Origin of the sequence: Haladaptatus sp. AB643, from assembly GCF_024136975.1 — an archaeon.
Classification (GTDB): Archaea; Halobacteriota; Halobacteria; order Halobacteriales; family Haladaptataceae; genus Haladaptatus.
This window is the reverse complement of sequence record NZ_JAMYJW010000004.1, coordinates 158,696-184,369: the sequence shown is the minus strand read 5'-3', so window position 1 is coordinate 184,369 and position 25,674 is coordinate 158,696. Positions and strand designations below refer to the sequence as shown.

At 62.3% G+C, this 25,674-nt stretch carries 30 protein-coding genes; 12 read left to right on the top strand and 18 right to left on the bottom strand.

Annotation, left to right across the window (positions count from 1 at the left end):
• Nucleotides 1-23: 23 nt before the first annotated feature.
• Entirely contained in the window at nucleotides 24-407 is a 384-nt protein-coding gene (gene mce, locus NKF25_RS10230) for a methylmalonyl-CoA epimerase (RefSeq protein ID WP_253226573.1), read from the bottom strand.
• 171 nt (nucleotides 408-578) lie between these two features.
• On the opposite strand from mce, the gene NKF25_RS10225 reads away from it, so the two are divergent.
• Entirely contained in the window at nucleotides 579-1,694 is a 1,116-nt protein-coding gene (locus NKF25_RS10225; protein WP_253226572.1) for an aminotransferase class V-fold PLP-dependent enzyme, read from the top strand.
• Between the two features lie 131 nt (nucleotides 1,695-1,825).
• Nucleotides 1,826-2,155: a DUF1330 domain-containing protein gene (locus tag NKF25_RS10220; RefSeq protein ID WP_253226571.1), complete on the top strand. Its 330-nt coding sequence runs from the start codon at nucleotides 1,826-1,828 to the stop codon at nucleotides 2,153-2,155.
• A gap of 54 nt (nucleotides 2,156-2,209) precedes the next feature.
• Here NKF25_RS10220 and NKF25_RS10215 read toward each other — a convergent pair whose 3' ends face one another.
• The 3 genes from NKF25_RS10215 to NKF25_RS10205 all read right to left on the bottom strand — a co-directional run bounded on the left by NKF25_RS10215 (nucleotide 2,210) and on the right by NKF25_RS10205 (nucleotide 4,741).
• Complete coding sequence (locus NKF25_RS10215; protein WP_253226570.1) at nucleotides 2,210-3,892, bottom strand: methylmalonyl-CoA mutase family protein; 1,683 nt, start codon at nucleotides 3,890-3,892, stop codon at nucleotides 2,210-2,212.
• 219 nt (nucleotides 3,893-4,111) lie between these two features.
• Complete coding sequence (locus tag NKF25_RS10210) at nucleotides 4,112-4,423, bottom strand: transcription factor S (protein WP_066144032.1); 312 nt, start codon at nucleotides 4,421-4,423, stop codon at nucleotides 4,112-4,114.
• 60 nt (nucleotides 4,424-4,483) lie between these two features.
• A complete protein-coding gene (locus tag NKF25_RS10205; protein ID WP_253226569.1) occupies nucleotides 4,484-4,741 on the bottom strand; it encodes a hypothetical protein in 258 nt (85 codons plus the stop codon).
• Nucleotides 4,742-4,922: 181 nt separating this feature from the next.
• Between NKF25_RS10205 and NKF25_RS10200 the strand changes: the two genes are divergently transcribed.
• The gene (locus NKF25_RS10200; protein WP_253226568.1) at nucleotides 4,923-6,170 is read left to right on the top strand and encodes an MFS transporter; all 1,248 of its coding nucleotides are present in this window, start codon (nucleotides 4,923-4,925) and stop codon (nucleotides 6,168-6,170) included.
• Nucleotides 6,171-6,204: 34 nt separating this feature from the next.
• Here NKF25_RS10200 and NKF25_RS10195 read toward each other — a convergent pair whose 3' ends face one another.
• Nucleotides 6,205-6,981, bottom strand: coding sequence for an enoyl-CoA hydratase-related protein (locus tag NKF25_RS10195; protein ID WP_253226567.1), 777 nt, complete (start codon nucleotides 6,979-6,981; stop codon nucleotides 6,205-6,207).
• A 676-nt stretch (nucleotides 6,982-7,657) separates the two neighbouring features.
• On the opposite strand from NKF25_RS10195, the gene NKF25_RS10190 reads away from it, so the two are divergent.
• Nucleotides 7,658-8,158, top strand: coding sequence for a DUF5797 family protein (locus NKF25_RS10190; RefSeq protein WP_253226566.1), 501 nt, complete (start codon nucleotides 7,658-7,660; stop codon nucleotides 8,156-8,158).
• Between the two features lie 3 nt (nucleotides 8,159-8,161).
• On the opposite strand, the gene NKF25_RS10185 is transcribed toward NKF25_RS10190, so the two are convergent.
• Nucleotides 8,162-9,196 (bottom strand): DUF5787 family protein, encoded by a 1,035-nt coding sequence (locus NKF25_RS10185; RefSeq protein ID WP_253226565.1) that lies wholly within the window; start codon nucleotides 9,194-9,196, stop codon nucleotides 8,162-8,164.
• A gap of 135 nt (nucleotides 9,197-9,331) precedes the next feature.
• On the opposite strand from NKF25_RS10185, the gene NKF25_RS10180 reads away from it, so the two are divergent.
• Nucleotides 9,332-10,045 (top strand): PGF-CTERM sorting domain-containing protein, encoded by a 714-nt coding sequence (locus NKF25_RS10180; RefSeq protein WP_253226564.1) that lies wholly within the window; start codon nucleotides 9,332-9,334, stop codon nucleotides 10,043-10,045.
• 26 nt (nucleotides 10,046-10,071) lie between these two features.
• Here the strand turns inward: NKF25_RS10180 and NKF25_RS10175 are convergent, their stop codons facing one another.
• Entirely contained in the window at nucleotides 10,072-10,500 is a 429-nt protein-coding gene (locus NKF25_RS10175; RefSeq protein WP_253226563.1) for a bis(5'-nucleosyl)-tetraphosphatase, read from the bottom strand.
• A 191-nt stretch (nucleotides 10,501-10,691) separates the two neighbouring features.
• Here NKF25_RS10175 and NKF25_RS10170 point away from each other — a divergent pair, with 191 nt between their 5' ends.
• Complete coding sequence (locus NKF25_RS10170; RefSeq protein WP_253226562.1) at nucleotides 10,692-11,024, top strand: uS10/mL48 family ribosomal protein; 333 nt, start codon at nucleotides 10,692-10,694, stop codon at nucleotides 11,022-11,024.
• 88 nt (nucleotides 11,025-11,112) lie between these two features.
• Here the strand turns inward: NKF25_RS10170 and NKF25_RS10165 are convergent, their stop codons facing one another.
• The 3 genes from NKF25_RS10165 to NKF25_RS10155 all read right to left on the bottom strand — a co-directional run bounded on the left by NKF25_RS10165 (nucleotide 11,113) and on the right by NKF25_RS10155 (nucleotide 13,489).
• The gene (locus tag NKF25_RS10165; protein ID WP_253226561.1) at nucleotides 11,113-11,556 is read right to left on the bottom strand and encodes a hypothetical protein; all 444 of its coding nucleotides are present in this window, start codon (nucleotides 11,554-11,556) and stop codon (nucleotides 11,113-11,115) included.
• A 104-nt stretch (nucleotides 11,557-11,660) separates the two neighbouring features.
• The gene (locus NKF25_RS10160; RefSeq protein ID WP_253226560.1) at nucleotides 11,661-11,921 is read right to left on the bottom strand and encodes a hypothetical protein; all 261 of its coding nucleotides are present in this window, start codon (nucleotides 11,919-11,921) and stop codon (nucleotides 11,661-11,663) included.
• On the bottom strand, nucleotides 11,918-13,489 hold the full coding sequence (locus NKF25_RS10155) for a Na+/H+ antiporter NhaC family protein (protein WP_253226559.1): 1,572 nt from the start codon (nucleotides 13,487-13,489) through the stop codon (nucleotides 11,918-11,920). Before NKF25_RS10155 ends, NKF25_RS10160 begins: the two co-directional genes overlap by 4 nt.
• A gap of 254 nt (nucleotides 13,490-13,743) precedes the next feature.
• Here NKF25_RS10155 and NKF25_RS10150 point away from each other — a divergent pair, with 254 nt between their 5' ends.
• Nucleotides 13,744-15,027, top strand: a complete 1,284-nt coding sequence (locus NKF25_RS10150; protein ID WP_253226558.1) for an amidohydrolase — start codon at nucleotides 13,744-13,746, stop codon at nucleotides 15,025-15,027.
• A 173-nt stretch (nucleotides 15,028-15,200) separates the two neighbouring features.
• Nucleotides 15,201-15,518, top strand: a complete 318-nt coding sequence (locus NKF25_RS10145) for a HalOD1 output domain-containing protein (RefSeq protein WP_253226557.1) — start codon at nucleotides 15,201-15,203, stop codon at nucleotides 15,516-15,518.
• A 174-nt stretch (nucleotides 15,519-15,692) separates the two neighbouring features.
• Here NKF25_RS10145 and NKF25_RS10140 read toward each other — a convergent pair whose 3' ends face one another.
• The gene (locus NKF25_RS10140; RefSeq protein WP_253226556.1) at nucleotides 15,693-17,060 is read right to left on the bottom strand and encodes a geranylgeranyl reductase family protein; all 1,368 of its coding nucleotides are present in this window, start codon (nucleotides 17,058-17,060) and stop codon (nucleotides 15,693-15,695) included.
• Nucleotides 17,061-17,182: 122 nt separating this feature from the next.
• Between NKF25_RS10140 and NKF25_RS10135 the strand changes: the two genes are divergently transcribed.
• Complete coding sequence (locus NKF25_RS10135; RefSeq protein WP_066143980.1) at nucleotides 17,183-17,512, top strand: 2Fe-2S iron-sulfur cluster-binding protein; 330 nt, start codon at nucleotides 17,183-17,185, stop codon at nucleotides 17,510-17,512.
• Between the two features lies 1 nt (nucleotide 17,513).
• Here NKF25_RS10135 and NKF25_RS10130 read toward each other — a convergent pair whose 3' ends face one another.
• Together NKF25_RS10130 and NKF25_RS10125 are read right to left on the bottom strand one after the other, a co-directional pair.
• Nucleotides 17,514-18,314: an AAC(3) family N-acetyltransferase gene (locus tag NKF25_RS10130; RefSeq protein WP_253226555.1), complete on the bottom strand. Its 801-nt coding sequence runs from the start codon at nucleotides 18,312-18,314 to the stop codon at nucleotides 17,514-17,516.
• The gene (locus NKF25_RS10125) at nucleotides 18,311-18,895 is read right to left on the bottom strand and encodes a flavin reductase family protein (RefSeq protein WP_253226554.1); all 585 of its coding nucleotides are present in this window, start codon (nucleotides 18,893-18,895) and stop codon (nucleotides 18,311-18,313) included. The genes NKF25_RS10130 and NKF25_RS10125 overlap by 4 nt, the downstream gene beginning before the upstream one ends.
• Nucleotides 18,896-19,022: 127 nt before the next feature.
• Here NKF25_RS10125 and NKF25_RS10120 point away from each other — a divergent pair, with 127 nt between their 5' ends.
• The gene (locus tag NKF25_RS10120; protein ID WP_253226553.1) at nucleotides 19,023-19,811 is read left to right on the top strand and encodes a YihY/virulence factor BrkB family protein; all 789 of its coding nucleotides are present in this window, start codon (nucleotides 19,023-19,025) and stop codon (nucleotides 19,809-19,811) included.
• A 410-nt stretch (nucleotides 19,812-20,221) separates the two neighbouring features.
• Here NKF25_RS10120 and NKF25_RS10115 read toward each other — a convergent pair whose 3' ends face one another.
• Entirely contained in the window at nucleotides 20,222-20,524 is a 303-nt protein-coding gene (locus tag NKF25_RS10115; protein WP_253226552.1) for a hypothetical protein, read from the bottom strand.
• Nucleotides 20,525-20,623: 99 nt separating this feature from the next.
• Nucleotides 20,624-21,775 carry an MBL fold metallo-hydrolase gene (locus NKF25_RS10110; protein WP_253226551.1) on the bottom strand — a complete coding sequence of 384 codons (1,152 nt, stop codon included), beginning with the start codon at nucleotides 21,773-21,775 and terminating at the stop codon, nucleotides 20,624-20,626.
• Nucleotides 21,776-21,862: 87 nt separating this feature from the next.
• Between NKF25_RS10110 and NKF25_RS10105 the strand changes: the two genes are divergently transcribed.
• Nucleotides 21,863-22,486 (top strand): rubrerythrin family protein, encoded by a 624-nt coding sequence (locus tag NKF25_RS10105; protein WP_253226550.1) that lies wholly within the window; start codon nucleotides 21,863-21,865, stop codon nucleotides 22,484-22,486.
• A gap of 50 nt (nucleotides 22,487-22,536) precedes the next feature.
• Nucleotides 22,537-22,902, top strand: coding sequence for a hypothetical protein (locus NKF25_RS10100; RefSeq protein ID WP_253226549.1), 366 nt, complete (start codon nucleotides 22,537-22,539; stop codon nucleotides 22,900-22,902).
• 28 nt (nucleotides 22,903-22,930) lie between these two features.
• Here the strand turns inward: NKF25_RS10100 and NKF25_RS10095 are convergent, their stop codons facing one another.
• From NKF25_RS10095 to NKF25_RS10085, 3 genes are all read right to left on the bottom strand, one after another.
• On the bottom strand, nucleotides 22,931-23,350 hold the full coding sequence (locus tag NKF25_RS10095; RefSeq protein WP_253226548.1) for a DUF5518 domain-containing protein: 420 nt from the start codon (nucleotides 23,348-23,350) through the stop codon (nucleotides 22,931-22,933).
• A gap of 89 nt (nucleotides 23,351-23,439) precedes the next feature.
• On the bottom strand, nucleotides 23,440-23,931 hold the full coding sequence (locus tag NKF25_RS10090) for an NUDIX hydrolase (protein ID WP_253226547.1): 492 nt from the start codon (nucleotides 23,929-23,931) through the stop codon (nucleotides 23,440-23,442).
• A 43-nt stretch (nucleotides 23,932-23,974) separates the two neighbouring features.
• Complete coding sequence (locus NKF25_RS10085) at nucleotides 23,975-25,672, bottom strand: PQQ-binding-like beta-propeller repeat protein (protein ID WP_253226546.1); 1,698 nt, start codon at nucleotides 25,670-25,672, stop codon at nucleotides 23,975-23,977.
• Between the last annotated feature and the right edge of the window lie 2 nt (nucleotides 25,673-25,674).

Genomic DNA, 25,674 nt, shown 5'->3' with positions numbered 1-25,674 from the left:
CCGTTTCGGACCGCTTCGCCTTTTCAGTGCTCGACGTACTCCACCAACACGCCGCCCGTCGATTTCGGGTGGAGGAACGCCACGTCGTGACCCCACGCGCCGAGTCGCGGTTCCTCGTCGATGAGGGAAACGCCGTGGTCGCGGGCCGTTTCGAGCGCGCCCTCGATGTCGTCGGTTTCGAGCGCGACGTGGTGAATTCCGGGTCCGTTCCGTTCGAGGTACCGCGCAATCGTGCCGTCTTCGAGCGGTTCGAGCAGTTCGAAATAACTCCCGTCGAAGTCGAGGAAGACGACGGACATCCCGTCGAACACCTCCTCGTGGACGACCGGGGCGTCGAACAGCGCTTCGTAGGTTTCGGCGAGTTCCGCGGCGTCGTCGGTTGCGATACCGATGTGGTCGATTTGCATATCCTATTCTCATTCCGGGAGCGGATAACTTCGATGAAATCGCCGTTCGATGGCTGTTCGATGGCCGTTCGAGTGCCGCCCGAGTGTCGTCCGATGGCTGGTTCCAGGAATCCGCTCGGCGGGATTTCCGCCAACAAAGGCACTATCACGCCTCGCTTCGTGAATCGGTCCATGACGCCGACGGAGCTTCGCTCGGAGATTCCGGTATTGAACCGCACGACGTACATGAACACGGGCGCGAGCGGTCCCAGTCCCACTCGCGTCGTCGAAGCAGCCGAATCCTGTCTGGAACGCCACGAGTACGAGGCCTCGGCCGCGGAGGGGATGTACCCGATGGCGTTCGACGTGTTCGACCGAACGCGGGAAACCGTCGCCGACCACCTCGGCGCGTCGGCGGACGAGATCGCGCTCACACAGAGCACGACCGACGGCATCAACCGAATCGCGGCCGCACTCGACTGGGAGGAGGGAGATACGGTCGTTCGGACCGACCTCGAACACTCGGCGGGAATCCTCCCGTGGAAGCGGTTGGAAGGGCACGGCGTCGAGACTCGTACCCTCGCAAGCGAGAACGGGCGACTCGATACGGACGCCGTCAAGGACGCAGTCGCGGGTGCGAAACTCCTCTGTTTCAGTGCATTGACGTGGACGCACGGGACGATGCTTCCGGTCGAGGAACTCACGTCCATCGCGCACGACGCGGGGGCGCTCGTCCTCGTGGATGCGGTACAGTGTCCGGGGCAGATGGCGACCGACGTGACCGAATGGGGTGCTGACTTCGTCGCCGGAGCGGGGCACAAATGGTTGCTTGGACCGTTCGGCGCGGGGTTCTGCTTCGTCCGGGACGGGGCGGAAACTGACCTCGAACCCGCACACATCGGCTACCGGAGCGTCGAAGACCCCGACGCGGAGACGTTCTCCTACGAACCCGGTGCGCGCCGACTCGAAGTCGGAACCGTCTCGCCCGCTCCGTACGCCGGGCTTGGGGAGGCCATCGACCTCATCGAGGAACTGGGCTACGAAACCATCGAGAGTCGAATCCGTGAACTGACCGACCGACTCAAGAAAGGGCTCGTCGCCGCCGACGGCGTTCGGTTGCTCAGCCCACGCGAGTACGAATCCGGGCTGGTGACGTTCGAGGTGGACGACCCGGACGAGTTCGTCGAACGACTCGTCGACGAGGACGTTCGTATTCGTCCGCTTCCGTATCCCGGGAACTCCGTTCGCGCCTCGGTACACGTCTTCAATACCGAGGACGACATCGACGCGCTGCTGGAGTACGTCTGAGCGGCGAACCACGTTCCCTATTCTCCTCGAATCAGGACGGCCGTACCCATACGTTCATCGTGCCATCTGTTGTCATGGTATGCGTCCGTCGGACCGAGGAGTTCGGTATCGGCCGACGGTGGGGGAAAAGGATGTCTCACGATACACAACGAAAGGGATACGTTATCGCCGTCGACGGAATAACCGATGTGGACCGCTTCATGGACGAGTACCTCCCCGCTGCCGGGGAGACGGTTGCGGACCACGATGGCGAGGTACTCGTCGGATCGACCGACATCGACGTGATAGAAGGCGACTGGGACCACTCCTTGACCGTCGTCCTCGAATTCCCGTCCGTCGAAGCCGCCGAGGAGTGGTACAACGACGATACCTATCAGGAACTCAAGCGGGTTCGCCACGAGACCTGCGAGTACACCGATTTGATCATTACCTCCTCGTTCTCGCCCGACGACCTCGACTGAGGAGGTACTCAGCAAGCACTTTTCGAACGGGTCGAGGGGGTTCGATTCGCCCGATTAAATCGCCGTGCCCGGCCGGTACTCGCCGAACACGTCCCGGAGCACGTTACATATCTCGCCGACGGTGGCGTAAGCCTTCACCGCGTCGACGATGTACGGTAGGAGGTTGTCGTCACCCTCCGCCGCGTCGCGGAGCGCGGCGAGCGTTTCCTCGACCGCCTCGTCGTCCCGTTCGTCCCGAATCTCGCTCAGGTTCTCGATCTGACGGCGTTCGTCTTCGGCGGTCACCTCCTGAACGTCTATCTCGGCCTCCTCGTCCACCTCGAATTCGTTGACGCCGACGATGGTTCGCTCGCCCGCCTCGATCTCCTGCTGGCGGTCGTAGGCCACGTCCTGAATCTGCCGCTGGACCCACTGGCTCTCGATGGCCGAGCGCATGCCGCCCTTCTCGTCGATAGTGTCGAGCAGGTCGAACGCCTCTTCTTCCAAGTCGTCCGTGAGCGCCTCGACGTAGTAGCTCCCGGCCAGCGGGTCGATGGTGTCCGCCACGCCGCTCTCGTGGGCCAGAATCTGCTGGGTGCGGAGCGCGGTTCGCACGCTCTCTTCGGTCGGGAGCGCCAGCGCCTCGTCCTTCCCATTCGTGTGCAGGCTCTGCGTGCCGCCGAGCACCGCCGCGAGCGCCTGGTACGCCACACGGACGACGTTGTTCTCGATCTGCTGGGCGGCCAGCGTCGACCCCGCCGTCTGGGTGTGGAATTTCAATTGTTTGGATTTCTCGGACTCCGCGCCGAAACGCTCCTCCATGATTTTCGCCCACATGCGCCGCGCGGCGCGGAACTTCGACACTTCCTCCAGAATGTCGTTGTGCGCGTTGAAGAAGAACGAAAGCTGTGGCGCGAAGTCGTCCACGTCCAACCCGGCGTCGAGTGCCGCCTCGACGTACTCGATACCGTCGCCGAGCGTGAACGCCAGTTCCTGTGCCGCCGTCGCGCCCGCCTCGCGGACGTGGTAGCCCGAAATCGAGATGGTGTTGAACTTCGGCACCTCCTCGGCACAGAATTCGAAGATGTCCGTGATGATGCGCATCGACGGTTCAGGCGGGTAGATGTACGTGTTCCGCGCGATGTACTCCTTGAGCAGGTCGTTCTGAATCGTTCCCCTGAGCTCCTCCCGCGGAACGCCTTGTTCGTCGCCGACCGCGATGTACATCGCCAGCAGCACCGACGCGGGCGCGTTGATGGTCATCGACGTGCTCACCTCGTCCAGCGGAATTCCGTCGAACAGCGTCTCCATGTCCGCCAGCGAGTCGATGGCGACGCCCGACTTCCCGACTTCCCCGGCCGACATCTCGTCGTCCGACGTGTAGCCCATCTGGGTCGGCAGGTCGAACGCCACCGACAGCCCCGTCTGGCCGTTGTCGATGAGGTAGTGATAGCGCTCGTTGGTCTCCTCCGCCGTCCCGAACCCGGCGTACTGGCGCATCGTCCACAACCGCCCCCGGTACATTGTCGGGTAGACCCCGCGCGTGTACGGGTCCTCACCCGGATAGCCGATGTCCTCGTCGTACTCCGCGTCGCCGATGTCGTTCGGCGTGTACAGTCGCTCGACCGTCTGTCCGTCCGTGTCGGTCGTGAACTCCTCCTTTCGCTCGCCGAAGCGCTCCAGCGTCGGGTCGAGGGTTTCTTCTTCCCACTCGTCTTTCCCCCGGCGGATTTTGTCGAGGTCGTCCGCGTCAAACATTGCCTGAACTGTTGTGGGGATTCGCCTTAAGGATTGACGGACGGCCTCGACGGCGGTGGTGATGAGGCGGAGTTCGTGGCAGCACAGTTGCTGTGACGACGGTCCGAAACGTTGCTGGGCGTTCATGCCGAACGGATCGAACTCGTACTCTCCTTCTCAGAAGCCTCTCAATTGCAGTCGAAAACGCATGGGAGAACCGACTCCCGGAAAATCGCGCCGTTAGTGGTCGTCTTCGCGCCACTTGTGTTCACATTCGGTACAGACGAAGAATCGGGTTTCGCTCTCGTCGGCCGAGCGAATCTGTTGGAGGTACCAGTAGGCTTCGTCGTTGTCACAGCTGGGACAGCGTGCACTGGTTTTGGGCAGGCCGTTGCTGCCGCCACCGCTCTCGATGATCTCGCTGGCTTCCTGGTCCTCGGTGATGACGTACTCCGATGAGTCGCCGCGCGGCGTTTCGTGACCACAGCTCCCGCAGACCCAGAACCCGTCGTTCGCTTTCATCATGGAACCGCACTCGTCACAGAACTCCATTGTTGTCCCGGACTAACAAACGCGGCCATTTAAGTCGCGTGCTTTTTCCCATCCACTGAATCAGCCCTCGCCTTCTGATTGGTACGGTTCGCCGACCGCCTCCCTCGGCAGGACGTTGTTGATTTCGGCTTCGAGGTCGCGAGCGGACTCGTACTCCGACTGATCGGTTTCGGCGATGAGTTCCCCGAGGTTCCTCTCGCCCTCGGCGAGCACGAGGATCGTTTCTTCCAGTTCCACGGCCGCATCGTCGCGCGGAATGGGATAGGAGAGTTCCCGAAACACCGTCTCGACGCGGTTGTACTTGACTCTCTGTGCCATGGTACATAGACGGTCGGGTCGTCCTTAGATGTTATCACACACCATGGTTTTGTCGTCTCACGGAAGCGAATAATTCGCGGATAGAAGGCATCTAATTCCTACATACGGCGGTGTGGCGAATTCATGTCAGGACCGCCGCCATCACAACTGTCTTCACCGTGCGGCCGATATTTCGTATCGAATGTTCGATATCGACAGACGAGTCCTAGCGCTGGCGATAGCGCGGATGGCCGACTCGGCCGGGAACTCGTTTCTCATCGTCGTTCTGCCGCTCTACATCACCAGTGGCGTGATTACCGGCGATGCGTTCGGGCTGACCGCGACGGCCATCACCGGTATCGTCCTCTCCCTGTTCGGATTCTTGAACAGTTTCACCCAACCGTTTGCGGGCTATCTCTCGGACAAATCCGAGCGCCGAAAGGTGTTCATCCTGCTCGGGTTGGCGATTCTGGCGCTGACTAACTTCTCGTACTCGCTGGCGAGCAGCTATCCAGTTCTCATCGCCATCCGAGCGGTGCAGGGAATCGGCGTCGCGTTCACCATCCCGTGTACCATCGCGCTCGTCAACGACCTCGCGTCGAAGGAAAACCGGGGCGGAAACATGGGTCTCTTCAACACGTTCCGTCTGCTCGGGTTCGGAGCGGGACCGATCGCGGCCGGTGCATTGGTCCACCAAGGACCGTATCAGCTCGCGGGCATCGACATCACCGGTTTCGAAGCCGCCTTCTACATCGCTTCGGCGGGGGCACTCATCAGCTTCCTGCTCGTCACGCTCCTCGTGAGCGACCCCGAATCGACCGACGCCGAGGCGGCCGACGACTTTTCCATCTCGATTCTGGACTCGCACGGGGGTCTCGATCCCATCTTCACGCTCGCGCTCGCTTCGCTGTTCATGGCCATCAGTATCGCCCTGATCTCGACGCTGGAGACGACCATCAACCAACGACTCGACCAGAACGAACTCTGGTTCGGCATCGAGTTCGCGGCGTTCGTCCTCGCACAGGTCGCCCTGCAGACGCCCATCGGACACGCGAGCGACCGCTACGGCCGCCGTCAGTTCATCATCGTCGGACTCGTCCTGCTCGTCCCTGCGACGATCGTACAGGGCTTCGTGACCACCCCGATGCAGATGCTCATCGCGCGACTCGCCCAAGGTGTCGCGGGCGCGTTGGTGTTCGCCCCGGCGCTCGCGTTGGCGGGCGACATCGCACGCAAAGGCCAGTCCGGAACGCAACTCTCCTTGCTGACGATGGCGTTCGGTCTCGGCACCGCCATCGGCCCGCTCTCGTCGGGATTCCTCGTCAAGTTCGGTTTCCCGGTGCCGTTCGAAATCGGCGGCGTGCTCGCGGCCATCGGTGCCGTCCTGGTCTACACGCAGGTCGAGCAGGTCCAACCGTCCTCGGGTGCCAAGCCCACGCCGCAGGACTGAGAAAACAGTACTTTCGTCCGATTATTATTCGTCGTTATTCGAACTCCGGCTCCCTATCCTCCACGAACGCGGCCATCCCTTCCCGCTGGTCGTGCGTGCCGAACAACGAACTCCAGAGCCGACGCTCGTAGCGCAGTCCGGCCGACTGGGTTCCCTCTTGCACCTGATTCAGTGCCTCTTTCGCGGCTTGGAGGGCGTACGCCGGGCGTTCCGCGAGGTCGGTCGCCATCTCGTCGATACGGTCGTCCAGTTCGTCGGGCGCGACTACCTCACCGACCAACCCCATCTCGTTGGCGTCTTGGGCGTCGATTCGTTCCCCGAAGAAGATGAGCCGTCGCGCCAACTCGTCGCCGACCAAGCGTGAAAGGCGCTGTGTCCCGCCCCATCCGGGAATGATGCCGAGATCGATCTCCGTTTGGCCGATGACCGCGTTCGAACTCGCCACCCGAAGGTCACAGGCCAGAGCGAGTTCGCACCCGCCGCCGAACGTGTAGCCGTTGATGCCCGCGATGACCGGCGCGGGGAACGATTCCAGCGAATCCGCAATCTCGTGTCCCAATTCCGCGTACTCCTGTGCGTCCGTGACCGAGAGGTCCTTCATGTAGCTGATGTCGGCCCCGGCGATGAACGCCTTCTCGCCAGCCCCCGTCAGGACGAGCGCGCGGGCACCGTCGGCCTCCGCCTCCGAAATCGCTCCCCGGAGCGCGTGGAGCGTCTCGACGTTCAGCGCGTTGAGTCGGTCGGGTCGGTCCACCGTGATGGTCGCCACGCCGTCCGAAAAGTCGTATCGTACCGTGTCCCATTCGGGCATGCCTGAACCCTCTCGGGGTGTTCGGTTAATCATTACGGACGGATGGCGGAGAGGAAATGGATGATGAGAACGAGTTTTCGAGAAGAGGACAGCAACTGGTAGGTGAAACCCACGCCACTCGCTACGATGAATCAGAATTGATCTTGATTGATTTGTGATTGCAGTTCCTGAGAAGCAGACCACCCCGAAAGCCCCCGCCACGCTCGCGGTCGTTCGCCAACATATCTCATCCGCTCGCTCCTTCGTCGCTCACTACTTCGAGAGGGGTCGGCGAGACGACCAAGCAGTGCGCGAGCGGGGGCTTTCAACGTCTTCATTGTAGTAGTTGCAACTTCACACCAACCAATCACAACCCGTAGCGAGCGTGGCGGGGGTTTTCGAGATTTTCATCGTCGCTGCTGCGTTCTCGTCAGAGCCAAAATAGTCTCGTCGTAGCGAATTCAGTCGGAACCGAGTTCCGACAACGTCCCCCTCTCCTGCGTCGCTTGCGGGACCGGGCGAGGACATTCTGGGTCCTCCTCATCACTGAAAACTGACTCACGGCAGAAAATCCCCATCTTCAGTGGACAGAAACCCACTTCTAGAAAACATATCTGTTTCCATCCCACCACTTTCCTCATCGTCATTCACGTCGCTCCGGAAGTTGGAAATAACCCCCCGTCATAATCACGCGACAATGACGTTGTCCGAGGAAGCCCGCGATCGACTCGCGGACTTGGTCGAACTTCAACCCACGAAGAACAGCGAACTCCAGGATCGCTGGGGGTTGGAGAGCGGGAGCGAGGTGCATCAATATCTCGAAAACGAGCTCAAGGAGTACTACTACCGCGACGAAAACAGCTACATCCGCGCGACGACCGAGGCGAACGACCTCGTGGACGTGGAACCCGGCGTCGTCGCCGACGAGGAGGACGACGTGCCGAGCGTCGTCCGCGTCCCGAAACTCCAGAAACAGGTGTTCGACGTCGTCCCCGGTCCGGACGAACGGTCGTCGAGCGTCGTCGCCGTTCTCCACAGCCTCCGTGACGAGTTCGATATCGACCCCGAGGTCGACGACGTGCGCTCCGCGCTCCAGAGCCTGAAGCGAAAGGGCGTCGTGGACGTCGTCTACCGAACCGTTCCGACGTTCAAACTGACCGTGGCGCGCGACGAAATCACGGTCGAAGAGTCGGGCTAACGGTTACCGTTTCGCCTCGCCCGGCCGAAACCGCTCCCGACGGGATTCGAGCAGACGCTTGTTCGCTTTCCCCGGCCCGCCCTCGATGGGCCATCCCTTCTGCCGCCAGGCTGGCGGCTCCGGTTCGAACGACGGACAGCGACCAGAACACTCCCGCGCCGTCTGATGGCAGGCTTTCGCGGCGCAGTACGGCAACACCAGTTCGTCCTCGCGCCGCAGTTCGAAGTGCCGACAGTCCGGTCGCATGGTCCGGGTGTAGGTTCGCCACCCGCGTTCGTAGGCCCGCTCCGCGATTGCGAGTCGTTTTCGCCGTTTCTCCTCGGGGGACACGTACTCGAACCGCGCCGCCGACTGGTCGTACTTCCCGCCGCCGGGGCGTTCGAGGATTCGCGTTCCGGTCGCGTTCACGTCGAGCGTCCGGGGATACCACGCCACGTCGGCGTCGTGGCCGTCGAAGGTCAGGATTCCCGCTTCGACCGGGATTGATTCGAGTAACGCCGGTTCGACGCGCTCCCCCGTCCGGTTCGTCGCCACCCACACCTCGTCGGCCAGCGAGAGGGCGACGTCCCGCTCCAACTGCGGGCGCAGGTTCCGTGCGGCACTGGCGTCCAGGTCGGGTTTGTTCTCGATGGCGACCATGCGTCGAACCCAGTCTGGGTAGACGAACCGCCGCCGGATTTCGAGGCGGTTTCCGTTCTTCCGGACGTCCAGGATTCCCCGGTCGTCCGCTTCGTGAATCGTCTCTCGCACGTAGCGCCACGGATAGCCGGGGTCGGGAAGGGCGTCGCGGTACCACTCCCACTCTTCGGGGGCGTGTTTCACGAGGTGTAGCATGTCGCCGTCCAATCGATCACGACCGAAGTTCGCGCGTCGGGCCAACGCGTCGGCATCGACTTCGATGACGACGGTGTCCCATCGCCGACGCTTCGTGCCGAGTTGCCGGGCGACGAGGACGGCACGCTCGCTGTCGCCGGGCGGCCACCGTCGCTCGGCCCATCGGCAGGTTCGCAGTTCGAAGACGAACTCCGATTCGTCCATACCCTCCCGTCTCACCCGACGTTGGTAAGGGATTCGACTACGGCGTATCAAAAAACATTAGTTGGATAAAGGGAAAGTGAAATCAATCTCGTCAGCTGACGAGTATAACCGGACGATTACCGGTATTCAACACATATGAACCTACGAAACGCCCTCACGGCCCTCGTGTTCGTCTCGCTTCTCGCAAGCGGCTCGGTCATCGGTCCCGCCGCCGCGATGACTGCCGGAAACGCGACGAACACGGACAACCCCGCGGTACAGTCCCCCGACCTCTTCGAGAACGATGCGAACAGCACGGTCACGTTCAACCGTTCCATGTACGAAGTGCAGAAGGGTGAAACGGTCACGATGAGTTTCGGCCTGAAAGACGCCGACGCGATAACCGTCCAGATCGGCGGTGGCGCGAAGGAGTACAAACTCAACGCGACCGTCACGGACGGCAACGGCGACGGCACCGTCGTCCTGGTGTTCGACACGTCCAAGGCGGGAAGCGGTGACGGCTCGGCGCTGACGGTGAACGGCGACGACGAACTCACCGTCAAGAACGAGACGAAGTCGGAGTTCTCCCCGGACATGTACGGACTCACCGTCTACGCCGGAACCGGGAAGAACGCCCCGAAGATCGGCTACGGCGGCCTTGAAGTGAAGGGCGACTCGACGACCACCCGCGAAACGACGAGCGGGTTGGATTCCGAGACGACAACCATGAACCACGAGAGGACGACCACCACGACAGCCAACGATTCCAGCACCACCACGACCTCGGACAGCAGTGGCCAGCCTGGTTTCGGACTCGGCGTCTCGGTCGTCGCACTTGCGGCAGTCGCACTGCTCGCTCGGCGTCAGTAAGTTTCCAAAAAATCGATTTCGATTTTTCAGTCGTCGTCGTACTCGTCGAGGAACTCGTGTGCATCCCGGAGGATGTCACGCGGTCCGTCCTGCGTGATGGTGTTTATCGCCTGTTCGTAGTCGCGCCACTGCAGGTCTCGGTGTTCGGTCGAGAGTTCCGCACTGGCCTCGTACGATTTGGCGATGAACAGGTGGACGGTCTTGTGGATCGTCGTCCCGTTCGCCTCGAAGACGTAACTGTAGTCGTCGCGAAAGCCGTCGAGGAGGCGAAAATCCTCGATTCCGGCCTCCTCTTTGACTTCACGTATCGCCGTTTGCTGTAGCTCTTCGTCGCCCTCCACGCCGCCTTTTGGGAACTCCCAATCGCCCGGACGGCTTTTGAGGAGGAGGTATTCTCGTCGACCACGGGTATCCCTGAACAGGATCGCACCCGCGCTCGTAGCGTTAACTGCCATTGGGTCCATGTACGCGGGTAGCCATTAAAGGAATGTCGAAGCAATACAGTCGTTTTCCCGTCTACTCCGTCCTGCGCTTTGAATTCATCCTCTCCTTTTTTATTACATGCCCTCAAAATATAAGCGGAAAGTGGCGAGTCGGAAGCAGACGTTTTACGTAGCAGGATTGTGTACTGCCTACAGAGCTAGCCATGACCTTCATCACAAAAGTACTCCTACAGAGCGGGAACCGGCCCGTTCTCGACAATGTCGTTTCCGACATTCGAAATCTCGCCGGACGAAAAGGCGCGGACTTGCGCGGCCCGCATTCGGACCCGCCGGAACACCACCGCGTACCACAGTATAAAACGCTCTCCGGGGAGGAGGGACGCCAGTTCCGAAGTTGGGACTACACCGTCTACACTCGACGACTGGAAATCGTCGGTCACAACGACGTGTCCCGCCGCGTCGCCCAGATGGACTTCCCACCCGGAATCCGCGTCGAGGTCGAACTCGAACAGATTCAGGGCATGGGCAAAGCCTGATTTTCGTTTCTCTCGGTTCTCGAATTCTCGAACGTCCTCCAACTCGAATCGACGACGGATAGTGGCGACTCGGTTCCTCGACGCCGACTTAGCTTCGGTTGACGGTGGTGTCGAGGAGACCGAGACGGCTACTGAAGACCGCCGCGTCGTTCGAAAATCGATACTTCGTCCGCTCCCGTAGCGTCCCCTTCGTGAACACGTAGGAGGCACCCGCGACGTTGGTCCCCCGCACGTACCGAATCGCGTAGCCGTTGTAGTCGTCCGGTTGCGAGATTTCGGGCGCTTCGCCCCCTCCTGGGAGCATCAACATCCGAACCGTGATCGTCGCCGGAAGCATCGAGACGACCCGAAACTCCGATTCCGCGACGTAATCGTCGAAATACACCAGTACGCTCCGTTCACTCTGTGCCGCGGCCGTCCCGACCCCTGCTATTCCGAGGCCGAGCGCGCTCGCCGTGAGCAGCCCTTTCTTCATGAACTCCCGGCGCGAATCGCCCGCGTCCGGTAGCTCGATCGAGTTTTCCGTTTCCATCGTTCCGCACCCCCCAAGGTACGTACTCGAAAAGAGGCTTTTCGAAGGCATAAACCGGCCGTAAGCGCTCGGTTACGGGGTTACCTCGACGTAACCGAGTCGATTCACTCCCCGTCGATGGTTTCGACGAACGTCGCCCGTCCTCGGTGCTCGTTCGCGTCGAACTCCTCGACGCGAAGTCGAACGCGGTCGTCGACCTTGCCCGGTGGTGCCCCCTCCACTCGGAGGATGGTGTCGCCGACTCGGGCTGTCGCGGTTCCGTTGCGCTGACCGGTGAGGTAGACGTCTATCTCCTCGCCGACCTCGAACGTCGGGGTGCTCGTCCGGAACGACCAGCCCGCGAGATACTTGTCGAGGAGGCTCATACCCGCGCCACCTCCTCGGAACGGCGGTCGGAAACGTATTCGAGGCCGAACCCGGTGAGCGCCGAGAAGAGGAACACGGCGAACAGGAACCAGCCTTGGAAGACGAACGGCCAGACGTGTGCGGGGCTGACGACCATCGACCGCGTGAACCAACCGAACTGGTCGCTGCCCACGAGTTGAACCATCGTCGCGTAGCCGACCAAGACGCCGCCGCCCCACGGGAAGATGTAACCCATGGCGGAGCTGTTGGCGTCGAGGATGTTGGCGCGACGGTAGCCGTTGATGTTGAACCGCTGCCCGATGCGGGCGACGTACGGCGCGATGGCGATTTCGGCGGCGGTGTTGATGGTGATCATGGCGTTGACGCTCGCCGTCCCGAGCACCATGGTCGTCTCGGCGCGCCGAACGTTGGTCGCAACGGTGTTCAACAGCCAGTTCTGGAGCGCCTCGAAGCCGCCGCCCCGGATCATGATCTGTGCCCCCGCGACGATGAGCAGGGTCAATACGATGAGCGGGAAGAAACCTGACGCGCCGCTGTAGAGGCTTCCGCCGACCGTGCCCGCGTTGTCCGCGTTCACGGCGACCGTTTGAACGAACGGTAGGAACCCGAAGGTACTAGCCAGCGGGCCGTTGTTCGGCGCGTAGAACACCAACATCTTCTGAACCGGCGCGAGACCGGTGACGACGTTGATGACGACCGCGAACACGAGTCCCCACGAAATCGCCTCGACGATGTGGCGGCCAGAGATGGCCGTCACGATGACGATGCCCATCGAGACCAGGTGGATGAGGCCGACCGGGTTGCTGTTCAACGAGACGTTCCCCGAGATGTTCGCACCCTCCATCATCATTCCGGCGATGACGTACCCGACGAGCGCGAGCAGCGCCGCGGTGAGCGCGTACTTGAAGCGGGAGGCGACGACGCCGCCGATGTCCGAGTCCTGCGTCACCGCGCTGACGATGGTCGTGTCGCTGACCGGGGCGAGGTTGTCGCCGAACACCGCGCCGGACAGGATTGCGCCGAACAGCAACACCGGGTTGGCACCGACCACGAGTCCTGCGGGGAAGAACAGCCCCGAGAACGCGATGGTCGTCCCGTATCCCGTCCCGATGCCCGTCGCCAACAGCGCCGCGAGGATGAAGGTCGCCGCCGGAAACAGCGACGCGCCGACGTGTAGCGTCTCGGCGGCCCAGACGAGTCCCTGGACGAACTTGCCGTCCTGTAACACTTGGGCGAACATCCCGGCCCAGAGCCACGCGACGATGGCCGTCGCGGCCACGCGCTGGGTCATCCCCTCGAAGATGGTGTTGGCGTACGTCTTCCAGTCGCCCTTCGCGAAGAACATCCCGACGATGAGCGAGACGAGCATCCCGATGACGAGTCCCGATGTGTCTCCGATACCGAGAAACCCGCTCTGGAACACGGCCCAGACGATGAACAATCCGATGGGGAGCGCGCTCATCGCCGTCCCGCCGTAGAACTCGATGCGGGATTCGTGTCGTGCGTGTTCTGCTTGCGCTAACTCTTCTTCGACTTCTTCGTCACGCTCGTCGCTTGGCGTACTCATTCGTATTTCCCTCTGACATCCTGTGACAAGCGACCGGGGTAGTATAAATGTAGTCGGTAACAATTGGCAGACGTCGCGACGTCAGGCGGAAATCGTGAACGGTCGTGTTATTCTGGAGACGACTTTCCGGACGGCTTGGGGGACCCGTTTCATACCGCAATATTCGTGATCTCAAACAATAATATGAGGGGTTCCGACACGTTCTCCTGGCCGCTTTTCGAGTGTTTAATACCCCCGCAATCGTGGCCCATGCTATGAGTCAACAGGAACACCGCGACCGACTCGTCTCGCTCCGACGCGACCTTCACCGCCACCCCGAACCGGCGTGGCGCGAGTTCTACACCACCGCACGGATCGTCGAGGAACTCGAATCAATCGGCGTGGACGAGTTGTACGTCGGGCCGGAGGTACTCGCTCAGGAGGAGCGTATGGCCGTCCCGGACGACGACGAACTCGAAACGTGGTACGAACAGGCTCGTGCGGCGGGGGCACGCGAGGACGTTCTCGAACGGCTCGAAGGCGGCAACACGGGCGCGGTCGCCGTCCTCGAACGGGGCGAGGGACCCACGGTCGCCCTGCGCGTGGACATCGACGGCCTGATTCGCGAGGAATCGACGGACGACGACCACGTTCCTGCCGCCGAAGGCTTCCGCTCGGAGCACCCGGGCGCGATGCACGCCTGCGGGCACGATTCGCACATCACGATGGGAATCGGTGTACTGGAGGCGATCAAGGACAGCGATTTCGAGGGGACGTTCAAGGTCTTCTTCCAACCGGGTGAGGAGATGGTCGCCGGGGCGAAACCGATGGCGAAGAGCGGCCATTTGGACGACGTGGACTACCTGCTGGCGGTGCACATCGGCCTCGATCACCCGACCGGCGAAGTCGTCGCGGGTGTGGGCGGTTTCCTCGCGGTGGATCACTTCCTCGCGGAGTTCACCGGCCAACCGGCCCACGCTGGCGGCCAACCGAACGCGGGCGAGAACGCGATCCAGGCGATGGCGACCGCCGTTCAGAACCTCTACGCCATTCCGCGCCACGAGGACGGCCCGACGCGGATCAACGCGGGACAGGTCGGCGGCGGCACCGCGACGAACATCATCCCGGAGGGGGCCTTCATCGACGGCGAGGTGCGGGGCGAGACGACCGAACTCAAGGACTACATGAAGGAACGTGCCGTCCGTGTCCTCGAAAACGCGGCGGCGATGCACGGCTGTTCGGTCGAACTGAGCTCTGAGGGTGAAGCGCCGAGCGCCGTGAGCGATGACGGATTGGTCGACATCATCCACGACGTCTCCCTGAACACGACTGGCGTCGATAACCCGATCCGGCGCGATACGCTCGGCGGCAGCGAGGACGCCACGTATCTGATGCAGGAGGTTCAGGACAACGGCGGTCTCGCGGCGTACGTCGGCGTCGGAACGGATCACCCGGGCGGCCACCACACCGCGACGTTCGACGTGGACGAGGACAGCCTCGGAATCGGGGTCGATCTACTTTCGACATCCGTCCTCGAAATCGCACAGCAACGACCATAGGTGGTCATCAACGGGCAATCAATCACGACCGCGCCTATGCCCGAGACCTGTTAGACAGCAATTGATAATATAATTCCAACAGTTTCAAAAGAACACGGTAATTTTTATATGCACCCGTCACAACCCTCTGAATGATTCGAACGAGTGTTGCAGTGTTCGAGAGGTACACACCTATGAACGGGAACATCAACGACAGTAACGACGGTGCCGTCATCACGAGTACAGCACAACCGAACCGATACACCAGCTATGCGGACGGGGAGCAACTAAGCACGGCGGTGGTCATGGCACTCGCCGACGTTGCCGGTGTCGATCCAGCGGAGATCGGCGTACCGCTATACGACGTGATCGACCCTGACGCACTCGACAACCTATTTAGCGACAAACACGACGGCTCTCCACGTATGGGTGGAAAAGTCATCTTCACCATCCTCGACTACGAGGTTACCGTACAGAGTTACGGAGAAATCACTATTCGCGAGATAGAGTAGCCCGTCTTCGTTTTTTTTTGCGCCCGCTGGTTCCCGTTCCTTCTTCACGACTCTAACTGTGATATGTAATACCATATCATTCCCGTTCCCCATCCTCCCGACGCTCGATGTTCCCGTAATCGAACCGACTTCGGTCGGCGTTCGTCGAACGAAAAAGACCGCTTCCACCCGGATTCAGTATTTCGGCACCGCGCCGGTCGTCGCGTACACGTCGTCCATCAGGTCGTCACGAACGTCCTGCCACGCCGCGAGGCCGCGCGGGTCGGTCGGGTAGTGTTCGTAGTGGTCGAGGAGTTTGTCGGCCAACCGCTTCGTCTTGTAGAGGTCGTAGACGAGTCGCCAGTGGTTGCGCGCATCGAGCGCGGTCTGGAGTTTGAGCTTCGTCCCGATACTGGCACTGCCCGAGTACAGCGCTTCCGAGAGTTTCTCCGCGGGGAGCGCGCCGAGCATCCCCATCAGGTCGTCCACGTCCACCGCGGTCGTGAAGATGTTGTAGATGTCGAGACCGGCGTAGCGCGCGCCGAAATGGTCCATGACCTTCCGGTTGTACTCCCAGAGGGCGTGCTCGCTCGTATCGCCGGTTTCGATGGCCTCGATGGCCTGCTCACCCGCGTACTTGCCCGCGTAGGCCGCACCCGCGATGCCGCCGCCCGTGGTCGGGTTGACGTGCCCTGCGGCGTCGCCGACGGCCATATAACCGTGGGCGGTCGCCGAATCGTACGGTCGTCGGGTCGGCAGCGCCGCCCCGAGCTTGTCCGTGACGGTCGCACCCTCGAACTCCGGTCGGTTTCGGAGGTCGTGCTTCAGGTCGTCGACGAGCTCCATCGGCTCCTCGTTCATCTGGAAGCCGAGACCGGCGTTGATCTCCGTGCTGGTGCGCGGGAAGTACCACAGGTACCCCGCGGCGCGGTCGGTCGGCTTGAAGACGAGCGCGTCGTCCCACTCGACCGGCTCCTCGACGTGCACGATTTCGCGGTAGGCCGAACAGAACTGCGAGTAGGAGACGTTCGTGTCGAACGTCGCCCCCGAAAAGTCCGTCTTGTCCTGCAACAGCGACATCGATCCGGCGGCGTCGATGACGATGTCGGATTCGTACTCGATGACGTCGCCGTTCTTCTTGGCACGAACGCCCGTGACGCGTCCGTCGTTCTCCTGCGTCACGTCCTGCACGACCGTGTCGTAGTGGAACTCGGTACCGGCCGCCTTCGCCCCCTCGATGATGAGCCGTCCGTACTTCCAGCGGTCGATGACGGCGAGTTCACCGGGAACGGGGATTTCGAGCACCGTGTCCTCCTGCGGAATCTCGAACCGACCGTGGTCCACGCCGGTGTTGGTGAACGCCGGTTCGATTCGCTCCTTGGGAATCGCCTCCGGGAAGGCGTCCGCCCCCTTCAACGCGTCACCACACGCGATGTGGCCCGCTTCTTCCTCGTTCTTCCGCTCGATGACGGCTACATCGAACCCCTCACGCGCGACGGTCGCCGCGGCGTAACACCCCGACGTTCCCGCACCGACAACGACCATATCAAATTGTTCGCTCATGTGTGTCGCTACGAGAGGGCAACGAGAAAACTCTTTATCCCCTATTGTGTCGCATCTTCCACGACTAAAATGTCCGGCGACGTCCATAAAGAGTTTTGCCGAGTTGTTCCGTACGCCGAGGTATGACCGAGTACACCGTCGAGTTCGTCGGGACCGGTGAATCCATCGAAGTTTCGGACAAACAGACCATCCTCAAGGCCTGCATCGAGGAGGGCATCGCACAGGAGTACTCCTGCCGCGTCGGCATGTGTCTCGCCTGCTCGGCCGAAATCATCGAAGGGGAGGTCACCCAACCCGCCGCTCGCGGCCTGACCGAAGAAGAGGCCGAACGCTACGCGCTCACCTGCATGGCCCGACCACGAAGCGACCTGAAACTCGACCGTGGAAAATATCCCCCGAGCATCGAAGCCGACGCCGACGCGATGGACGAAGCCGCCGCGGCCGACGACTGAGCTATCTGTTCTCCGATATCCATTTCGTCCCGAACTCGACCAGTTCCCGCTGTGAGAGGAGCGTCGCGTCGGCTTCGCCGACGCGTCCGCGCCGCACCGAATGGTCCTCTTCGAACGCCGCTTCGATTTCCCGGAAGTCGTCCTCGCTTTCGGGTTCCTCGTACGTCACCCATCGACGCTCGCCGTTTTCCAGCACCGGTCCGCCGTTTTGCTCGTACGACTTGCCGTCGTACTCTGCCCGATACTCCGCCAGATGGAGCGACGTGTTCGCATCCACGCCTAGCCGGAGGACCCGCGCGTCGAGGTCGAAGAGCCGCGCCAGCGGTGACTCCTCGCCGAGCGACGAGTCGTAGGCGTGATTCTCGACCACGAAATCGGCGTCCGCGCCCCACGCCGCGAACGACGAGACGGGATGGGCGCTTCGGCGGACGCCGGGATAATCCCGGAAGCAGTCCGCGATGGCACCGATGCCGCGCGTCGGCGTGAGTTCCGGCCGGAACGGCGGCGACGTTTCCTTGACCGTCTCCACCCAGTCGTCGGGAACGGGCGGGTTCTCCCAGTGGATCGGGTCCGACAGCTGTGAGGAGTGAGCGGGCATGGCGAGCGTCCCAGTCGCCGTGACGACGCCCATCAGCGCGTCCACGACGGCCGGTGCACCGCCGGGAACCCACCCGAGCGCCGAGAGCGACGCGTGGACGAGCACCGTGTCCCCCGCCGACAAGCCGAGTTCCCGCAGGTCGGCTTCCAATCTCTCACACGTCACCGGTTCGTCGGTTCGCTCGACCGCGTCCCCCTCGCTCATGGCGGCCGTTCCATCGAAAATCGGTCACCCGTGTGGGTGTAGAGGCTTCCCGAAAGGCGACCGACGGCGTCGATCTTGTTCACGTCGAGTTTCCCGTCGGTCGTCACGTCGTCGTCCACGTGCACCCACTCGACCTTTCCGAGCACCATCGTGGACGCGCCGAGGTCCACCATCTCGTGCAGCGAACACTCGAACGAGACCGGCGATTCGGCGACGCGCGGCGCGTTCACGGTCTCCGATTCCGCGCGGGTGAGTCCGGCGTGGTCGAACTCGTTCTCCCCGTGGGGGAGCGTCGCGCTCGTCTCGTTCATCGCCTCGGCGACTGATTCGGTGACGATGTTGACGACGAACTCCTCGGTCTCCTGGATGTTTGTCGGCGTGTCCTTCAAACCGTCCTGTCCGTCCGCGGCCGAGAACATCAACATCGGCGGGGCGACGCTCGCGACGTTGAAGAAACTGTACGGTGCAAGGTTCACCACGCCGTCCGCGCTCCGCGAACTCACCCACGCGATGGGGCGCGGAATCACCGCCCCCGCCAGCGTTCGGTACAGCGAACCGCCTGCGTCCGGATCGATTTCCATACGCATGAAACGAAACGCGATGACAAACGGATTTCGGGTGCGGTCGGTTCTGCCGGGACGGTCTCGTCTCCCGATTCGTCATTTCTACAGCCGAATCAAACATTACGTAAGAAATCCATTTCCCTGTATGAGCGTCACCGAGTCGGCACGATCGGTCATCGATGTCGTCCAAGAACGAAATATCACGTTCCTCGCGGCCAGCTTTGCCTACTACGCGTTCGTCTCGCTCTTTCCGCTACTCATCCTCGCGTTGACCATCGGGACACTCCTCGGCGGAAAGGAGTTCTCGACCATGCTCATCGACGCTTCCAAACAGTTCCTCTCCAAGGAGGGGACAACCATCGTCGACCGGACGCTGACGAATTCCTCCGGAAGCGCCGGAGCGTCCATCATCAGTGTCATCCTTCTGGTTTGGAGTAGCCTCAAGCTGTTTCGAGGGCTGGTTATCTCCTTCGAGGAAGTGTATCAGCGATTCCCGGACACGGGTATCGTCGAACAGGTAAAGAAAGGTCTCGTGACACTCGTCGCGGTGGTTCTCGGCATCGCGTTGATGGTCGGCATCGGCGCCGTTCTCGGGTCGTCGCTGTTCGTGAACGTTCCGCACATCGGGACCATCGCCAGTGCCGTCCTACTGTTGGGTCTCGTGTTCGTCTTCTTCCCGCTGTACTACGTCCTCCCGCCGGTGGACATGTCGTTTCGGGAGGCGCTACCGGGGACGATTTTCGCCGCACTCGGCTGGTTGGTGCTTCAAGCCGGATTCCAATTCTTCCTCAGTGGGGCGAGTAAGTACGGACTCAGCGGAATCCTCGGGACGATTATCGTCTTCCTCACGTGGCTCTACTTCGCGGGTATCATCATACTGGCCGGTGCCGCCGTCAACCTCGTCGCCGCGGACCGCAGTGCGGCGACCATCTGAGAGGGGTTCTCGTCACTGTTCGGTGTTTTGTCGTGTAGCACTTTTCGAATCGAGATGAACACGAGCGCAGGTTCGGGTGAGAGGTAGACGCCGAACAGCCGTGTTTGGTCGGTATGTGATTGCGGTTACTGAGAAGCAGACTACCTCGAAAGTCCCTACTCGCTCGCTACGACATTGATTTGATTTTGGTTCTTGTGCGATTGCAACTACTGGGAAGACTACCTCGAAAGCCCCCGCCCGCTCGCGGTCCTCCGGAAGACGTTCCGGCTCACATTCGTTCGCGAGCTGCGACTTCCGTGGTCACCCTCACTACGTTCGCGTGACGCTCGTCCGACATCTCTCCGTCGGCACAAATCGCGTGCCTTGGCAAGAGCAAAGCTCTTGCCTGCTCTCGTTCGCTCCTCCGTCGCTCACGAGAACTCCTCCGAGAGAGGTCGGCGAGACGACCACGCGGTGCGCGAGCGGGCGGCCCCTTTCAACCCGCCGTCGGAGACAAGCTCCGACGAGCTCCCGTTCGCTTCACTCACGGGAACACCCAGACCCCGCAACCGCCTCCGCACCGCGCCACGGGCCTCCCCAACCGACTCCTTCACTACGTTCAGTCGTCCACCGTCGGAGACAAGCTCCGACGAGCCATTCGTTCGCAGGCTCACGAGAACTTCGTTCACGAGGGCGTCGCGCGCCGTGCGGATGGTTCGTATCGTGTAGCCCATACTGCACTCACACACTCATCAAACACGTCTCGTTTCGTAGCTGACGGGGGCTTTCTGGGCTGTCATCGAACCCGTTGCCGTACGTTCATACGAACTTCCCTACACCGCACAGTTGTTCGGGCCGAGTTCGAGTTCGAACGCGGTCTCCGAATCGACCGTTTCTCGCCCGAGATTCACCGACACGATCTCCTCGTAGTTGGCCGGTCGCGGCGGCAGATCGTCCGCGACGCGTGCGACGAACTCGTCCCTGTCGAGAGAGAGGAGCGAAACCGAATCGCGGACCGCTGACAGGGGTGCGGTGAACGTCCCGTCGCTCGCTCGGGGCGTCCCCGAGCGAACGTGCCCGGGTGCGACGAGCGTCTCTCCCGGCAGCGCACGGATGCGGTCGTGGAGCGTCGTGTAGAGCGAGTCGGCGAGCGAGCGCGCGCCGTCGCTCCCCGCCTCCAAGTCGGGGCGACCGATGCCGTCCAGAAACAGCGTGTCGGCGCTGAACAGAACGCCGTCGAACCTGAACAGGGTCATCTCGCTGGTGTGCCCCGGCGCGTGGAGCGCGGTCAGCGTTCCGTCCCCGAGTTCGACGGACTCGCCGTCAACGACGAGCGTGACGTTCGTGGCGTCGAACGCCAGCCCACGTTCCTCCGCTCCCGTCGGGAGCACCGGCGTCGCTTCGCTCCGCTCCGCAACCGCTCGAATTCCGCTGATGTGGTCGGCGTGGACGTGCGTGTCGATGGCGTAGCGGAGATCCGCACCCCGCTCGGCCGCGTCCGCGACGTATCGGTCGGCGAATTCGCGCAACGGGTCGATGACGGCGGCTTCGTCGTCCGAAATCACGAGATAGGACAGACAACCGCTGGACGGGCGTTCGTACTGGACGACGGTTCCGCTGTCGGCGTCGATTTCGCGGGCGACGAGGACTTTCGCCCAGCCCTCCATCCCTTCTTCGAGGTTCAACACGTCCAGTCCCTCCTCGCGGAGCAGTTCGGCGACGCCCTCGCTCGCGTCGCCTTGCGGACAGACGGCGACGATCGGTCCGTCTTCGTCGGCCGAATCGAGGTCGAGCGATTCGACGAGTTCCGGAATTTCGCCGCGCACCTTCGCACCCATGAATTCGGCGTACGGCCGCTGTATCGTTCGCGGTGCGTCGATGTGCCACGCCTCGAACTCGTCGCGGTTGCGAACGTCGAGTATCGAGAGCGACTCACCCCGCTGAAGTCGGTCGTACAGTTCGGTCGGTGAGAGGGCGTCGGCCATGAAGGACGTACGCCGTGCAACTCCAAAAGGAATCGCGTGAATCCCACGCCGCCCAAACGTTATACTCGGCGTCGTCGTGTGATGGCTATGAACCCGGACGACTTCGCCGACAGGGTGGGTGCGGAGAAATCGACCGAACTCGACCGCCTCGGGTCACAACAACTGCTGGTCGCGCTGACGGGTGCCGACCTCGAACCCGAGGTGGTGCTCACGGCGTCCGCGAACAGCGAGCGCAGCGCCGCCGAGACGTTCGCCGAATGGGGCGACGGGAGCGACGACGCACGGGAGACGTTCGAGCGGTTGGCGGACCAGGAACGGGACCACTACGAGCGCGTCGTCGCCGAGTTGGACGAATTCGAACCGCTGGATTCTATCGACTCGATGCAGGCATATCTCCGTGGATTGGACGACGACATCTCGCGGGCGGGCGGACTGGTCGGCCGGTCGCTCGTCGGAAATCGAACCCTGCTGCAGGTCGTGAACTTCTTCGTCAATAAAGCCGACGAGCGCCGAGCGGATATCTTCCGCGACCTGCGCGCCGATACCCGGGAAAACGTCGAGGACGGCACGGCCGTGCTCGCCGAATGCTGTGCGGACGACGACGACTGGAATCGGGCGTTCGACGTCGCGACCGAAACCGTTCAGATAGCCTACGACGACTACGCTGACACCCTCACCGGAATGGGTCTCGACCCGAAACCCATCTGTTGAGATTCCGTCGATGTAGCGATACTTATCACACGCCTCCGGCAACACGCGGCATGGTCGATGGCTCCCGAATCCTCAGCACCACGTTCGCGCTGAGTTTGGCGTTGGTGACGCTCGCCGGTCCGTTGGCGACCGCACTCGGCTTCGGAACCCAGCAGTTTTGGGTGGTCGGCGTGCTGGGCATCGCGCTCGTCGTCTCCTACGCCGCGCTCTCGTACAATCCCGACCTGTACGTCGATGGTGTCTGGCACTTCGCTTTTCTCGTCTTCCTGCTCTCCATCGGGGTTCACTTCCTGCTCGGAACGGGACTGACGGACGGAAACGCCACGGCGACGGAAATCGTGCTGGTGTGGCTGTTTTCGGCCGGTGCGGTCGCCGTCGCGTTCAAAACGACCGCCATCGAGCAGTTGCGGGTGTAAAATTGTCCTTCTTCCTCGGGTCGACTCCCTACGCGGGCCGATGACGTGGACCCTTCCGTTTCGCCAACTTGCTCCCGACTATCGCGCCCAACTCGCCGGTCAGTGCGGCCAGACCGAAGGAGAGCACGGCGAACGCAAGTGTCATGAGTACGGCGGTGACCGAGAACCACAGCGGGTTGGACGATTCGAACGTGAACCGTAACATATCGAACAGCATCACCAGTATCGGAAGTCCGCCGATCAGTCCGGCGCGCGCTCCGACGTGATCGCGCGTTCCCGTATTCCGGGTTAGGAAGTAACCGGCGAGAATGCCGCCGCCGAACACTGATACGAGTGACACCTTCGACCCGGTCTGCCAGTAGCTAGCCGCGGTAAACGGGAGGGAGGCCACCCCTCCGAGGATAGCGTACTTCCACGCGTCGTCCAACTGCCGAAGGGAGGGCGTCATGAGAAACAGGAGAGATTACTCCTCGTCAGAATATAAATTATTTGTATAGTACAGGAATGATAGAAATCCGTCTCTCCCCCGACTCGGATTCACAGATACCCCCGAAGCAACTCCCCGTCGTGCAGGTTCTCGGGAACCTTATCGAACCATCGCGCCGCGGAAATTCCCTCACCCGCCACGCCCAATCGGGATGCATCCGGAATCTCACCGTCCGCACGTGCCGCATACACGACGTACTTCGCCGTGAACCACTCCTCGTCGTCTTCCGCCGCGACGTACGATTGTTCGAAAACGACCAGCGGTGCGTCGATGGCCGCGTTCAATCCCGTCTCCTCACGCACTTCCCGTCTCGCCGCCTCGGCCGTCGTTTCCCCACTTTCGACACCGCCGCCGGGAAGGATCCACCCGTCCGACCACCCGTTCTTCACGAGGGCGATTCGTCCGTCGGCGTCCCGAACCCGCGCGGCGGCGGTCAGCCCCGTCCCGTCGAGCGCCCACTCCCGAAGCGACTCCAGTTTCGACTCCGGAAGGTGGAGCGTTTGTCGTTCACGCGGTGCGTCGCGCGCGATTTCGTCGGGCATGCCCGTCGGTTCGTACTCGCCGACAAAAATCGGTCGGGAAAAATCACTCCTCGTCGCCGAACTTGGCACGGAGCGCCGCACCCAGACCGGCGATGCCGCCGACCCCGGTGAGGATGCCGAATCCGGGTTGTCCCTTCGAACTGGTCGTACTCGTCGCCGTGCTGGTATTCGTCCCGCTGCCAGCGGCGTCAGTCGTGTTTGTCATCCCCGTTCCGGGGCTTCCCTCTGTGGTCGTCCCGGTCGTCGTCCCCGTTCCGGTCGTGGTCGTTGTTCCGGTCGTGGTCGTCCCCGTTCCGGTCGTGGTCGTTGTTCCGGTCGTGGTCGTCCCCGCTTCCGTCGTGGATGTCGTCGTTTCGGTCGTCGAACCCCCAGTCGTCGTCGCCGTATCCGTGGTGGTTTCGGTCGTGGTCCCGTTGGTGGTCGTGGTATCCGTGGTTGTTTCGTCGGTGGTCGTGGTATCCGTGGTCGTTTCCTCCGTCGTCGTGGTCGTCGGTTCGCCGTCGCTTCCGAGGACGTAGAAGTCGCCGTACTTCGTGTACTCGTAGTCGATGGTCGATTTCATCGGGTACGTCGCGGTGTACACCTTCCCGTCGGCGACGACAGGCGAGTTGGCCGCAGGGCCGGTGTCCGCGGAATCCCACCCTCCGAATTCGTACTGCCAATCCTGTTCGCCCGACGCCGCATCGATGGCGAGGAGCACCGCGTTCCCCCCGTCGCCGCCGACCCGTCCACCGGCGTAGAGGGTCCCGTCGGCGACCGTCACCGCCCCGGAGAGCGTGGCGTTTGCCTCGTGTGTCCACACCGTCTCACCGCTCTTCGCGTCGAGCGCCAGCAGCGTATCCCCAGCGTGGAAGTAGACACGTCCGTCCGCGACCGTGAGCCGGTCCTGAAACCAGTAGTCCGAATAGTCGATCGACGTCGTCCACTGAACCGTCCCGTCGTCCACCGACCGCGCCGTGACGGCGTGATTCGTCTTGCCATCGTTGACGACGCCGTACACCACCCCATCGGCCACCGCTTGCAGTTCGTCGTCGTCGCCCGACGCGTCCCACAGAACGGACCCGTCGCTCGTGTCGAGCGCGACTCCCATCTCGGAGAACAGCGTTCCATCGGCGTAGCATGCGCTCCCGTTCGCACCGTCGGTCTTCCAGATCTGGTCACCAGTTCCGGGGTCGAGTTGGGCCATGCCGTTCGCCACCTCGGCGAACAGTGTCCCGTCCACCACCATCGGATTCGAGAACCCGAGGGAGTCCTCCTTGTGCCACTTCGTCTCGCCGTTGTTGCTGTCGAGGGCGAAGAACCCGGTCGCTTCCGCGTCCTCGGAACCGTACGTTTCGAAGTAGATGGTCCCGTCGGCGAGCGTCGGCGTCCCCGGGCGCGAGATGTCGTCCTTCTTCCACACCGTCGCTCCCTCCCGTTGGTCGTAGGCGGCGACGTATCCCTCGCTGCCCGACGGGGAGTTCGTCGTCGTCACGGCCAGATATATCGTCCCGTCCGCGACGAGCGGTTCGACGGTGTGCATCCCGCCGTCCAAATCGAATGTCCACTCCGTGTCCACGTTCGAGTTCGGTCCGCTATCGGTCGTCGCCCCGGTTCGCCCCGCGTTCCCCCGAAACGTCGTCCACGAACCGGCCGAGCCACCGGTGCCTTTCGCCTGTACCGCGAACTCCGCGCCGACCGCGAGGGTCGCGCCGAGGACGGTCGTCGCCTTGAGGAAATCACGCCGATTCGTTGCGCGCATGG

Excerpts from the sequence above, each read along its gene's own strand:
- NKF25_RS10095 (WP_253226548.1), bottom strand. The coding sequence starts at position 23,350 with ATGACGCCCTCCCTTCGGCAGTTGGACGACGCGTGGAAGTACGCTATC.
- NKF25_RS10170 (WP_253226562.1), top strand. The coding sequence starts at position 10,692 with ATGACCTTCATCACAAAAGTACTCCTACAGAGCGGGAACCGGCCCGTT.
- NKF25_RS10120 (WP_253226553.1), top strand. The coding sequence starts at position 19,023 with ATGAGCGTCACCGAGTCGGCACGATCGGTCATCGATGTCGTCCAAGAA.
- NKF25_RS10145 (WP_253226557.1), top strand. The coding sequence starts at position 15,201 with ATGAACGGGAACATCAACGACAGTAACGACGGTGCCGTCATCACGAGT.
- NKF25_RS10210 (WP_066144032.1), bottom strand. The coding sequence starts at position 4,423 with ATGGAGTTCTGTGACGAGTGCGGTTCCATGATGAAAGCGAACGACGGG.
- NKF25_RS10225 (WP_253226572.1), top strand. The coding sequence starts at position 579 with ATGACGCCGACGGAGCTTCGCTCGGAGATTCCGGTATTGAACCGCACG.
- NKF25_RS10130 (WP_253226555.1), bottom strand. The coding sequence starts at position 18,314 with ATGAGCGAGGGGGACGCGGTCGAGCGAACCGACGAACCGGTGACGTGT.
- NKF25_RS10165 (WP_253226561.1), bottom strand. The coding sequence starts at position 11,556 with ATGGAAACGGAAAACTCGATCGAGCTACCGGACGCGGGCGATTCGCGC.
- mce (WP_253226573.1), bottom strand. The coding sequence starts at position 407 with ATGCAAATCGACCACATCGGTATCGCAACCGACGACGCCGCGGAACTC.
- NKF25_RS10110 (WP_253226551.1), bottom strand. The coding sequence starts at position 21,775 with ATGGCCGACGCCCTCTCACCGACCGAACTGTACGACCGACTTCAGCGG.
- NKF25_RS10180 (WP_253226564.1), top strand. The coding sequence starts at position 9,332 with ATGAACCTACGAAACGCCCTCACGGCCCTCGTGTTCGTCTCGCTTCTC.
- NKF25_RS10090 (WP_253226547.1), bottom strand. The coding sequence starts at position 23,931 with ATGCCCGACGAAATCGCGCGCGACGCACCGCGTGAACGACAAACGCTC.
- NKF25_RS10150 (WP_253226558.1), top strand. The coding sequence starts at position 13,744 with ATGAGTCAACAGGAACACCGCGACCGACTCGTCTCGCTCCGACGCGAC.
- NKF25_RS10115 (WP_253226552.1), bottom strand. The coding sequence starts at position 20,524 with ATGGGCTACACGATACGAACCATCCGCACGGCGCGCGACGCCCTCGTG.
- NKF25_RS10195 (WP_253226567.1), bottom strand. The coding sequence starts at position 6,981 with ATGCCCGAATGGGACACGGTACGATACGACTTTTCGGACGGCGTGGCG.
- NKF25_RS10125 (WP_253226554.1), bottom strand. The coding sequence starts at position 18,895 with ATGGAAATCGATCCGGACGCAGGCGGTTCGCTGTACCGAACGCTGGCG.
- NKF25_RS10085 (WP_253226546.1), bottom strand. The coding sequence starts at position 25,672 with ATGCGCGCAACGAATCGGCGTGATTTCCTCAAGGCGACGACCGTCCTC.
- NKF25_RS10100 (WP_253226549.1), top strand. The coding sequence starts at position 22,537 with ATGGTCGATGGCTCCCGAATCCTCAGCACCACGTTCGCGCTGAGTTTG.
- NKF25_RS10185 (WP_253226565.1), bottom strand. The coding sequence starts at position 9,196 with ATGGACGAATCGGAGTTCGTCTTCGAACTGCGAACCTGCCGATGGGCC.
- NKF25_RS10105 (WP_253226550.1), top strand. The coding sequence starts at position 21,863 with ATGAACCCGGACGACTTCGCCGACAGGGTGGGTGCGGAGAAATCGACC.
- NKF25_RS10215 (WP_253226570.1), bottom strand. The coding sequence starts at position 3,892 with ATGTTTGACGCGGACGACCTCGACAAAATCCGCCGGGGGAAAGACGAG.
- NKF25_RS10160 (WP_253226560.1), bottom strand. The coding sequence starts at position 11,921 with ATGAGCCTCCTCGACAAGTATCTCGCGGGCTGGTCGTTCCGGACGAGC.
- NKF25_RS10140 (WP_253226556.1), bottom strand. The coding sequence starts at position 17,060 with ATGAGCGAACAATTTGATATGGTCGTTGTCGGTGCGGGAACGTCGGGG.
- NKF25_RS10175 (WP_253226563.1), bottom strand. The coding sequence starts at position 10,500 with ATGGCAGTTAACGCTACGAGCGCGGGTGCGATCCTGTTCAGGGATACC.
- NKF25_RS10200 (WP_253226568.1), top strand. The coding sequence starts at position 4,923 with ATGTTCGATATCGACAGACGAGTCCTAGCGCTGGCGATAGCGCGGATG.
- NKF25_RS10135 (WP_066143980.1), top strand. The coding sequence starts at position 17,183 with ATGACCGAGTACACCGTCGAGTTCGTCGGGACCGGTGAATCCATCGAA.
- NKF25_RS10220 (WP_253226571.1), top strand. The coding sequence starts at position 1,826 with ATGTCTCACGATACACAACGAAAGGGATACGTTATCGCCGTCGACGGA.
- NKF25_RS10190 (WP_253226566.1), top strand. The coding sequence starts at position 7,658 with ATGACGTTGTCCGAGGAAGCCCGCGATCGACTCGCGGACTTGGTCGAA.
- NKF25_RS10205 (WP_253226569.1), bottom strand. The coding sequence starts at position 4,741 with ATGGCACAGAGAGTCAAGTACAACCGCGTCGAGACGGTGTTTCGGGAA.
- NKF25_RS10155 (WP_253226559.1), bottom strand. The coding sequence starts at position 13,489 with ATGAGTACGCCAAGCGACGAGCGTGACGAAGAAGTCGAAGAAGAGTTA.